8 protein-coding genes are annotated in these 9527 nt (G+C 40.5%); 6 read left to right on the top strand and 2 right to left on the bottom strand.

Annotated elements, in window-relative coordinates:
• Positions 1-31 precede the first annotated feature (31 nt).
• On the bottom strand, positions 32-1600 hold the full coding sequence (locus tag NWQ57_RS16480) for a hypothetical protein (RefSeq protein ID WP_306023259.1): 1569 nt from the start codon (positions 1598-1600) through the stop codon (positions 32-34).
• Positions 1601-1764: 164 nt separating this feature from the next.
• Here NWQ57_RS16480 and NWQ57_RS16475 point away from each other — a divergent pair, with 164 nt between their 5' ends.
• The 6 genes from NWQ57_RS16475 (at position 1765) to NWQ57_RS16450 (ending at position 7042) form a co-directional block, all read left to right on the top strand.
• A complete protein-coding gene (locus NWQ57_RS16475) occupies positions 1765-2781 on the top strand; it encodes a glycosyltransferase family 4 protein (RefSeq protein ID WP_306023258.1) in 1017 nt (338 codons plus the stop codon).
• A gap of 178 nt (positions 2782-2959) precedes the next feature.
• Positions 2960-3256 (top strand): hypothetical protein, encoded by a 297-nt coding sequence (locus NWQ57_RS16470; RefSeq protein ID WP_306023257.1) that lies wholly within the window; start codon positions 2960-2962, stop codon positions 3254-3256.
• The gene (locus tag NWQ57_RS16465) at positions 3257-3958 is read left to right on the top strand and encodes an SDR family NAD(P)-dependent oxidoreductase (protein WP_306023256.1); all 702 of its coding nucleotides are present in this window, start codon (positions 3257-3259) and stop codon (positions 3956-3958) included. It begins immediately after the preceding gene.
• On the top strand, positions 3955-5298 hold the full coding sequence (locus tag NWQ57_RS16460) for a fatty acid--CoA ligase family protein (RefSeq protein ID WP_306023255.1): 1344 nt from the start codon (positions 3955-3957) through the stop codon (positions 5296-5298). The genes NWQ57_RS16465 and NWQ57_RS16460 overlap by 4 nt, the downstream gene beginning before the upstream one ends.
• Positions 5299-5340: 42 nt before the next feature.
• Complete coding sequence (locus tag NWQ57_RS16455) at positions 5341-6003, top strand: acyltransferase (RefSeq protein WP_306023254.1); 663 nt, start codon at positions 5341-5343, stop codon at positions 6001-6003.
• Complete coding sequence (locus NWQ57_RS16450) at positions 5996-7042, top strand: acyltransferase family protein (RefSeq protein WP_306023253.1); 1047 nt, start codon at positions 5996-5998, stop codon at positions 7040-7042. Before NWQ57_RS16455 ends, NWQ57_RS16450 begins: the two co-directional genes overlap by 8 nt.
• Before the next feature lie 35 nt (positions 7043-7077).
• Here the strand turns inward: NWQ57_RS16450 and NWQ57_RS16445 are convergent, their stop codons facing one another.
• Positions 7078-9102, bottom strand: coding sequence for an acyltransferase family protein (locus NWQ57_RS16445; RefSeq protein WP_306023252.1), 2025 nt, complete (start codon positions 9100-9102; stop codon positions 7078-7080).
• Between the last annotated feature and the right edge of the window lie 425 nt (positions 9103-9527).

Here is a 9527-nt window from a genome sequence, read left to right as displayed (position 1 = left end):
GAGCTATTAGTTCCTTTGGAATATCTATTTCTTATCCAGAACTGAGGTTATTTAGCTCTTTAAATTTCTGACATTCAGCGGCTTTAGTCAGCTTTCTCTGAGCAATGAATTCTTCGATTTTTTCCGCCGTTAACGATCCAAGGAATTCATTATCAGCATCTGAATAATGATAAGTAGGTAAATTAGTGACTGGCCCATCTTTTAAATAGTAATTAGACGTTGAGGCAATATACAGTTGATAACTGACGCCCACTAACGCTAATACAACAAGTATCTTCGCGCTGAATTGAAATTTGAATTGTTTTTCTTGCTTTAAATAAATACACCAACAATAGAGCAGTGAGGCTAATAAAGGAAGCCAGAGAGTTATAACGTATCGATGTGTTATTGTCGGATAAGCCAGCTGAAACACCGCCCCTGCGCTGAAAGCAAAAACTAATGCTAATAGGATTTTATTTCCAGCCACATTAATCTTTACCAGCGTTTTCCAAATTAACCAGCAAAAACAGAAGATAGGCAAAGGCCACAGTAACAATAAGGGAACGGCTGGAGATTCTATACGACCATACCCGGTTGACAGTAACCTTATCAAACTCCAATGGTTTTCCCAGTCTCCTGTCAAATAAACATAGCCGTTTACCAATACTCTGACAAATTTATAAATAGATGAAGATGGAATAACACTACATTGACGTTCAGACCACCCCTCAAAAAAAATAAAACCGTACCCGGTTCCCATAAACTTAAACATATCGCCAAATCTGACATAATTGAGCCAGAAAATACTCAAACCAAATAACAAGAGTACAATAAGCTCACGGTAGTACTGTGATATCGAATGAATAACTAAGTGCAAAAAGTGGCGACTTTCAGCGCTATTTTTTAAAGACCGGTATGACTGCAATAAAATTAAAATGACGGTAACAGCATAAAGGGCTAAGGCACTTGGCATTCTTGCATGTACACACAAGCCAGCCAGGATCGCGAAAGGAATTAAACTTATTCTCCGGTATTCTCCGGTAAAAAAGTTGTATCTAAGCATTAAGCCTAAATAGATGTTAGCTAAACACAAACTTGCCGCATAAGGCTCATGGTATATCGAGGCATTTTGAGAACCAATAAATGACCCCGACCCAAACCACACCACCATACTGACTATAATCAAAAACAAAAAAGAAGTGCTATTAGCAACCTTCAAATTCTTTGAATTACATACATATTGTTTAACTAAACAGTATTGTAGTGTTGTGTTTCCTATGATTGTGTAAAACATAATCGAAAAATAGGCGGCGGGCACCTGTGTTAAATCAACAAATGGGTGCAAAAGAAAACGTGGCAAAGTGGGTAGAATCCCATAGTACATATACACTTTATCGCCTACATAACTCCCCTCTTTTCCTATTGCGAATGCGGGAACATTAAGGTGGCCATCTATAATGCTTAAAAAGTAATAGTTGTAAGCCTTCCATAAAAAACCCGGCTGAAAAAGATCAAAGCTCCAATGTGTTGCCAAACCAAGCAATACTAGTGAGAATAATAGAGAAATAAATAATGCGATAGGGAGTGGTCTGAGTTGTTGCCAAGTGTTTGCTGATACCATTAACAATTCCGTGTATGTACTTATAACTTTACCACTATCTTACTCTAATATTTTTCCCCACTCCAACCTTATAAGTGTGGTAGTTTTTCTGATGTTCAGTATAGTTCAACGACATCCCCGTTATTGTTGAACGCAATTTTTTGTAGAGTAATAAAGAGAACATAATGCTGTATGATCTTCGAGAAAAAACGCTTAACAGCTTAGTATTTTACTTTAAACGGTTAAAATTTAAGCCTCGTAATTCACACATAAACTTATATTTTAGTTGCGGTTTTCACGGAAAATCTGGTGGTCCTATCGCTATTGCATCTACTGCTAATGGTTTAGCCAACATTTTTTCAGTCAATTTTAAAATTCATCCTGGTAGTTTTTACTGCAGACTGTTAAGCCACACCGTCAGGTTTACCCAGGAATTAAAACTGGATAACGACCTCTACTTTTTCGACCTGAGTGCCAATATTGACGAATTAAAAAAGGTTAAAGCAGCAGGCAAACCCACTATTTTAACCATTCATGGATTACGTACAGCCCTGCATCAATTAAATACCGATCATATAGATAACATGCTCGCAATAGCCGACTGGGTGCACTTTGTTGGGCAAGTCCAACAAAGCTCTTATCAACTACCAAACGAAAAGTTTTTTATTATTCCTAATTCAGCCCAAACCGTTAATAAGTCGCAATTGACCAATAATATAGGTGTTGTCGGAAACCTCGACGAGCCTCGAAAAAATGCAGCATTAAGTGTCGAGGCGGGACTGAGTTCAAATTGCGATCAAATTCATCTTTGGTCAACATCCAGGCAGTTTTCCGGTGATCCCAGAGTGATTCACCACCAATGGGAAAATAATAAAGAAAAGATTTTTAATAGCTTTGATGTGTTGGTCTTTTTAAGCCAACAGGAAACCTTCGGTCTGGTCGTAGCCGAGGCGCTCAGTGCAGGCATACCCTGTGTACTTTCTTCAATCGAAGCATTTATGCCTTTCAAAGCCTGTCCGGGTGTAATTTTGATTGAAGATAATCAGATAAACGACGTGACAGCAGCAATTAACCGTTTTTTAATTGAAAAAGAAAGTCTGAAACCACTTATCCAGGCATTTTTTAATAGCCACTTTTCGCGGGAAATTATCGAAGCCCGTTGGGCTGATAAAGTAGCAGAGTTAACTTCATTGAAAAAATAACAGCATTGTGTCAGTTTTTTTTACACTCCTACGAATACTTAAAAAAAAATCATTTGCTTAAATAATCATCAACAAATAAATTAGTGTGGAATACAGGTGCTCGCAGCCGATATATCAAACTGACAAAAGAATAATGGCGCGCTTATTGCGGGAACAAAAAAACACAAGGAGATACGCCATGGACTCAAGCGACATAGAAAAAATTGTTGTTAACGCACTGCAATTAACTAACCAGTCAAGAAGTGACAACACTCAAATTCCAATTTCTGAATCAACCGTCCTTTTTGGCAAAGATGGTCATCTCGATTCTATGGCTTTGGTTGCCTTACTGATGGATATTGAAGATGCATTAGCAGAAGAATCCATTGACGTGTCTTTAAGTGATGAAAAAGCCATGTCATCATCTCGTTCACCATTTAAAAATCTCACTAGCATGACGCAGTACATAAGTGACGTTATTGCGGAACAGTCTTAAATGGGCTCGCGTACTGTCCTGATAACAGGTGCGAGCCGGGGAATTGGTAAAACGCTGGCTGAACATTTTCTAGCAAAAGGCGACATCGTTATAGGCGTGTCACGCACGGAAACGTCATTAGCGGATGAAAACTATCATCATTTTTTAGCTGATGTTGCCAGCGAAGCCGATGCAAAAAGAATTTTCACTGCCATCAAAAAGCAATTTACCTCGCTTGATATATTAATAAATAATGCCGGAATTGCCCGCATGAACGCCTTCGCCTTGACACCTATTCAAAATGCACAAGACATCATGGCGACCAATTTTATGGGCACGTTTATTTTTTGCCAAAAAGCCCTGAACTTACTCAGAAAATCGCCCTGTGCCCGAATCATTAATTTAAGTACCGTTGCTGTGCCCCTCAATTTAGCCGGTGAAGCCGCCTACGCGGCTTCCAAAAGTGCGGTTGAAACACTGACAAGAATCGTGGCAAAAGAAATGGGTGGTTTTGGTATTACCTGCAATGCAATTGGCCCATCCCCCATTCATACCCAATTAATTAGTGGCGTAGGCGACGATAAAATCGACAAATTGCTGCAGCAACAAGCAATTAAAAAGATGGCCGTCGTAGAAGACGTAATTAATATTGTTGATTTCTACGTACAACCTCAAAGTAGTATGGTTACCGGGCAAATTTTATACTTGGGAGGGATTTCATGAGTGTTGCTTATTTAAAAGAAAAAATGCGTCAGGCCGGTAATGCAGATGCGGTTGCCATTGGCAGCCACTGTATCAGCTATCAAGAATTGACTGAAAAGTTGGATCAGTGGCAGTCATTTTTAGCAAATTCAACGCTTCCCGCAGGTGCAGTAGTGTCAGTAAAAGGCGATTATTCGGCCGATGCCATTGCCTTATTTTTAGCTCTGGCTAACTACAATGCTATTATTATTCCATTATCTAATGATTCAGCCACCCAATTTGACGAATTTACCAACATAGGCCAGGTTGAATATGAATTTGCGCAACACGACAATCAGTACATATTAACGCCAACTCAGGTCACTGCTGACCATCAAATATACCAGGAAATCAGACAGCGCGGCACGCCAGGTTTGGTCTTGTTTTCGTCAGGATCGACCGGTAAAAGTAAAGCTATCGTGCATGACTTAGCGGCCTTACTCACTAAGTTTACCGTGCCCCGCAACACCATGCGGACCGTGTTATTTTTACAGTTTGATCATATTGGTGGAATAAACACTTTGCTGTATACATTAGCCAATGGTGGAATGGCAATTATTCCTGAAAATCGCCGGCCAATTACCGTGTGCAAAGCGATTGAAATGCATAAAGGAGAGGTACTGCCCACTTCACCTACTTTTCTTAATTTACTTTTACTTTCAGGGGCCGCAGAAGAGAGCGATATAAGTTCACTTAAGCTGGTAACTTATGGCACTGAACCCATGCCAGCAAGTACGCTGGAAGCGATGTCTGCAAGATTTCCCAATATTAGAATGTTGCAAACCTATGGGTTATCAGAGGTCGGCATATTGCGCTCTAAATCACGCGATTCCAATTCCTTATGGGTAAAAGTGGGCGGCGAAGATTATCAGACCAAAATCGTTGATGGAAAATTATGTATCAAAAGCAAATCAGCTATGTTGGGGTATCTTAACGCTCCCTCACCGTTCGATTCAGATGGTTATATGAATACGGGTGATCAGGTTGAGCAAGACGGAGAATGGATAAGGATCCTTGGCCGTGAGAGTGAAATTATTAATGTAGGTGGAGAAAAGGTCTATCCTGCCGAAGTCGAAAGTGCCATTTTGCAGCTCGACGGTGTAGAAGATGTAGTTGTAGTCGGCATTCGTCACCCCATTACAGGGATGACCGTTTCAGCAGATGTTAAAATAACGACTCAAGAGTCACTGAGTGAATTTAAAGTGCGTCTGCGTAAGCACTGCTCAGGTGTATTACCTGGGTTTAAAATACCGACCAAAATACGATTGATCGACGACTATACCCACAATGCACGTTTCAAACGAATGCGTCGTAAAGCATGAAATCAGTATTAGGGTTGATATTTATAACAAAAGGGAACGCCTGTGAGAAATATACTAAAAGTATGTCTCAATAAACTTGCTCAACTGTGCGCACTTCCAGCTGCTGCCACATGTTGGTTAGAAACATTATTGCGCCGCGAGTCAGAACTGATATTTACATTCTGGACTAATGTTTTTGCTATTTTACCCGGACTGCCGGGCGTATTTCTCAGACGCGGATTTTACTCTTTAACCTTAAGCCAATGTTCAATGGATTGCTATATCGGTTTTGGCACCATGTTTTGCCACCGTGACTCAATCGTTGAACCCAATGTTTATCTGGGCAACTATTGCACAGTAGGTTCAGCGTTTTTAGGACGCAATAGTCTGATTGGCAGTCGCTCTAGCTTACTAAGCGGCAGCCAGCAACATATACACAACGATCTGACGGGTGAATGGGAGGCATTCACTGCGGCAAATATCAAGCGAATACACATCGGTGCTAACGTCTGGATTGGCGAGGCAGCCATTATTATGGCCAATATTGGTGAGGGCTGCCAAATAGCCGCCGGAGCGGTCATTGCCAACGATACTAAAGATTATGTTGTCTTGGCTGGAAATCCCGCTAGATTTATCAAGAAACTGCAATCTCCGGTTCTGCCCATGCCTGTTGAGTCCATAGAGCAGCAAAATGTTATAGAACAAAGCGAGAAAATAAATGCCTAATAGCAGAGTTGATTTTATCGACTGGCTCAAAGCTATAGGTATGCTTTTAATCGTGGTGGGCCATTTTTTTGGTGAGCCATTTGATCAATTTACTCAACCTGTTTACCCCAAACAACTCGGCGTAGCTTTTTTTGTATTTGTCATGGGCTGGGGCTTAGCCAGTGAAACCAGGCCTCATTGGCAAGTTGTTTATAACAGATTATTTCCAATGTATTTTTGGGGCATCGCCATTACCCTGTTAATCAGTTTTTTATCGCTAAGTATTATTGGCTCACTCAAACTGACTAATTTTTTACCGTTTTTGGGTGGCATCAATGTGTTGGCAAATAATTTTCCATCAAACCCTACCACTTGGTTTATTGGCACCTACCTGCATATTTTACTGTTATGGGCACTGTTGCTACGCCGCCTAACCATGTCGGTACAACTACTGATAGTCGTGTTTTTGGTTGAGTGGGTAGTAAGGGGCCTGCTAATCGAAGGTGGCTATTTATACAATGCTTACATGCTGACCACTAATTGGCTGAGTATATTGGCACTGGGTATGTTTCTGAGTCAGCAAACAGATAAACCCCCTCATCGTTTAACCGTTATTATTATTGCCTCCTTGTGGCTACTCTTTCTGGCTTGTTGGGCGGGGGCAATGAATAGCTATTTTAACTTTGAACACAGCTTTCCTATAAAAACCTTAAGCCAGCCCTACGGCCTAATTAGTAGTCTTGGGTTATCGTTTGGTGTCAGCCTGGTGTATATCATCAACACCTTGTTTGCGGTAGTACTGTTTCAACACCTTCGTGCTTCTGCGCTTGTTCGGTTTTTTGCACGTAACACCATTATTGTGTTTATTGCTCACATGCCACTATACGATGTAGCTGAGCCTATCGCCCGACTCTTTGTCGAGAGTGGTTGGGGCAAACGCGCGATTATCGTATTTATCATGTTCGTAGGGTTATCGGCTTTATCTGAATTACTACACAGACTGATTGATACCAATAAACTTAAAAAGAGCATCTGGAATAAATTTCATAAAGTCGCGTAATACCTACGTTATTGTCTCAAGCGTATCGAATGTGTTCACTTGGGTTGATGTGCTTGCTGCAAAATCAAATTCAATTCATCTTCGATAAGCCAAACAAGCTCCTTGGTAAATTCAAAGCTAAGATGATGATTATCGGTGTAACGTACTGAGCCATTACGAAAGGTTGGACAGATATCAGCAGTACAATAGGAAGACGACAAATCTAAGATGCGCGCATCCAACCATTGTGGTAGTTTATCTTGCGCAGCGTGAAAAACCGACTCCCTATAATCCATAACGGTAGTAGCGAATTCACACATATCTGGATAAATTTCTCCTCCCCTAACGGCTCTCGATAAGCATAACGGGACATCCATCGGGAATCCTGGATTATCCCTTAAAAACAGTAATTTAGAATGAGTATTAAGCAACTTTTGGCCAAATTCGTAGTAAGCTTTTTTCCAGTCACTTTCTGTTGCGGCGGTTGGTTTGCCATTTACCGACAGGGAATAACCTGAAAAGTGGGTAAATAGAATCACATCAGGTGCCTGCTGAATGACCCGACTCAACGCTTTGTCGCGCCATATATTGCACTCTTTGTATTCTCGCCCCAAATAGCCGAGAAAAATATTAAGATATGCAGGTGAACATCCCGCTTTTATGATGGGAATGATTTTCCAGCCATTTTTTAATCCTATTTCAGACAAAGCAGGCATCCATTGTTGTGCTTTAGAATCCCCAAGCAAAACAATTGAAATCTTGCCATTCACATCACCCAGCACACAATTAGCCAATTCAGATTCGGTAATTTTTGCGATACACTCCCTTGTTTCCTTACTGGCAAACTCAACAGCAGCAATTTTTTGCTGCCCAACAGAATTCAGGGAAAATTTTGCGTAATAGTAAAAAACCAACGAAGTACCCACGCCGAGTATCACTAACACAGCACCAAGAACAAATGATCGAAGGTTAGAATTTAACTGGCGATGACTTCTCAACTTATTTTCAATACCACGGTAACTCAAAAAAGAAAACAAAAAGACAACTGTTAAGCCAACAATCACATCAACAATACTTAGCAAGCCATCGTCGAGTTTTAGATACATTAAAACAGGCCAATGCCACAAATAAAGTGAATAGGAGAGCGTGCCCACAAACACTATCGGCTTGACAGACAATAAGCGATAAACTAAATGGTTTGGCGTAACCTGGCCGGCCCAGATCACTCCGCAAGCCCCCAGTGTCGGCAAAATAGCCCACCAGGGGTTACCATCAAAACCGGCCGCAATATTGATGGATGTGAACAAAATACACCCTAAGCCAATCAAGGCAACAATGTTCGATTCAAGCCTCCCCATACGCTTATACGCAGGAATAAAATGAATCAATGCACCGAAGCCAAACTGCCAGGCGCGAGTTGGCATGCCAAAAAAAGCCAATGGCTGGTTTTCGTTAAATAAATATAAAAAGCTAAGCAGAGATAGAAACGAGATAACAATGACTAGCCATTTCCATATCTTTCGATTAGCAGAGAATAAAGGCAGCAATGCAACAAGTGCAGGCCACAAAAAATAGAACTGCTCTTCTACCCCCAAAGACCATGTATGTAACAGTGGATTAGTCTCAGTGTCGCTGCCAAAATAATCGGTAGCTTGCAAAACAAACCAAACGTTACTCGAAAATAATGAGGTAAATAATGTAGTTTTACTTAGTTCACGAAGTTCTATAGGTGAAAAACTCAAACCGAAAAAAATGAGGGTGGCTAATGTTACGAAAACAGATAAGGGTAAAATTCGACGAATTCTTCTGGCATAAAATCGCCTAAAATCAATAGTGCCAGCGGAATGTATTTCTTTGAACAACAAGCCTGAAATTAAGTAGCCTGAAATCACAAAAAAAACATCTACGCCAACATAGCCACCCTTAAGAAAATGAAAATCAGCATGGAAAATAATCACCAGCATCACGGCCAACGCACGAAGACCTTGAATGTCAGCCCTATATCCAGATGCAGGCCAATTATTACTCAAAACTTTATTACTATATAATTCGTGATTTTTTGGTTTTAAGGTAAGTCGCATTTTGTTCCTTAAAGCATGTGGTTTTCCATTAAAACCTTGTTGCTGGCATTAAACTAATCTTGATTACTGAAGGACGCCAGTGGCGCTGATTTGTCTGCCCTCCCGCTTTATATCACTGACCATAAACTATCGTGATTTCTATGTCGATCAGATTCAAACTGTCAACCTAAGTAGTAGATATTGCCCAAGCAGCAGATAACCATTTACTTGCAGTAAATAATGGTAATTTTTCATGTAAATTGTAAATTAATTGCTAGGCACATTTTTGTTTTAACCCCTCCTTTATAAAGGTATTATTTGTGCGGAAGCCGTTAATAATGATGGTTTTTATGGGAATATAAGGGATTGATATTCATGTACGATGAGCACTTTGTTCTGGTCAAGTCCAACCGGACACTTTTCTAAAGGAATGTTCATACTCAATG

The organism is Paraglaciecola sp., assembly GCF_030730205.1.
Classification (GTDB): Bacteria; Pseudomonadota; Gammaproteobacteria; order Enterobacterales; family Alteromonadaceae; genus Paraglaciecola.
This window is presented reverse-complemented; position numbering and strand designations above follow the sequence as displayed.